Below are 1,426 nucleotides of genomic sequence, written 5' to 3'. Positions count from 1 at the left end.
TGAACTGACCCCGTAAAGTTGGACGGTTCATTGATGTGGTGAGTTTAGGGGCTGGATCCTGTATTGCACAGGGGCCAGCCCTTTCAGTTTGAGTTTGATGCGGCGGTGGTTGTAGTAGTCGATGTATTCCTCGATGGCCGTATCGAGGCTTTGGACCGTTTCGAACCTTTCCGGATAGAAGAGCTCGGATTTGAGCGTGGCGAAGAAGCTCTCCATCGCTGCGTTGTCGAGGCAATTGCCTTTGCGCGACATGCTCTGAGCAAGGCCTCTGGCGTCCAGCCTGCGCTGGAATGCCGACATCTGGTATTGCCATCCCTGATCGGAATGCAGGATCGGCCGTTCGTCCTCATTGAGCCGGGCGAAGGCCTTGGTCAGCATATTGTCCACCAGCTTGAAGCGCGACCGCCGCGCCGTCTCGAAGGCGACGATCTCGCCATTGTAGAGGTCCATGATGGGTGACAGGTAAAGCTTGTCGCCGGCCACGCTGAACTCCGTCACGTCGGTCACCCATTTGTGGTTGGCGCGCTCGGCGCTGAACTTGCGCTGCAAGAGATCGGGAGCGGTCCGCCCAACCTCGCCCCTGTAGGAACGATACCTCTTCGGCCTGACCAACGACTTCAATCCCATCCCGGCCATCAGGCTCTGGACGGTCTTGTGGTTGACGCGCCGGCCCAACTGGCGCAGTTGCGCGGTCACCCGGCGATAGCCATAGCGGCCCTTGTGGCTGTCGAAGATGACCTTGATCGCCTCCTTCAGCGCCGCCTGGCGGTCCGAGCGCGAGGCCGCCTTTTGCCTGTAATAGAACGTGCTGCGCGGCAGTTTCGCCAGTTCGAGTAGTCCCTCAAGCGGATGCAACGGCCTTAACGCCTGGACGGCTTGCGCTTTTTGGGCGCGTGTCCCTGCGTTAAGGCCTCCAGTTTTTTTAGGTAGGCGTTCTCCATCCGCAGCTGCTTCAGCTCGGCCAGCAGTTCTTCGCGGCTTTTGGCCTCGTCACTGGCTGCTACAGGCACTGCGGGGGTCGGCGGCTTCGACATGGGTCGTCCTCTGGGGCGTGGCCCGAGCGCCTCTATCCCGCCTGCATGATAGCGCTTCTCCCAGCCCGTCAGGCAACCGGCATTGCGGATATTGAACAGCGCCGCCGTTTGGCGATGCGACAGACCGTCCGCCCACATCCGCTCAAGCACGGACAGCTTGAACGTCGCGTCGTAGCGGCCTTGTTTGCCACACAGACCACCATCGCCGTGCGCCTGATACAAAGCTACCCACTTGCGAACAGTCGCAGCGTCAACCCCATGCTTCGAGGCCGCACTCGCGTAGCTCTCATCCTCGCACAAATAGCTGTCGACAACTGACCGCTTGAAGCGCGCACTGTGTTTGGACATGCAAAACCCCCGAAGGTTGTGTCCAACTTTCGGGGGTCAGTTCA

The 1,426-nt window shown here is 60.1% G+C and carries 1 pseudogene; it reads right to left on the bottom strand.

Going from position 1 to position 1,426, the window contains the following annotated elements:
- Positions 1 to 27 precede the first annotated feature (27 nt).
- A pseudogene (locus FJV83_RS36270) lies at positions 28 to 1,382 on the bottom strand (IS3 family transposase).
- Between the last annotated feature and the right edge of the window lie 44 nt (positions 1,383 to 1,426).

The organism is Mesorhizobium sp. WSM4307 (assembly GCF_007003945.1).
GTDB lineage: Bacteria > Pseudomonadota > Alphaproteobacteria > Rhizobiales > Rhizobiaceae > Mesorhizobium.
This window is presented reverse-complemented; position numbering and strand designations above follow the sequence as displayed.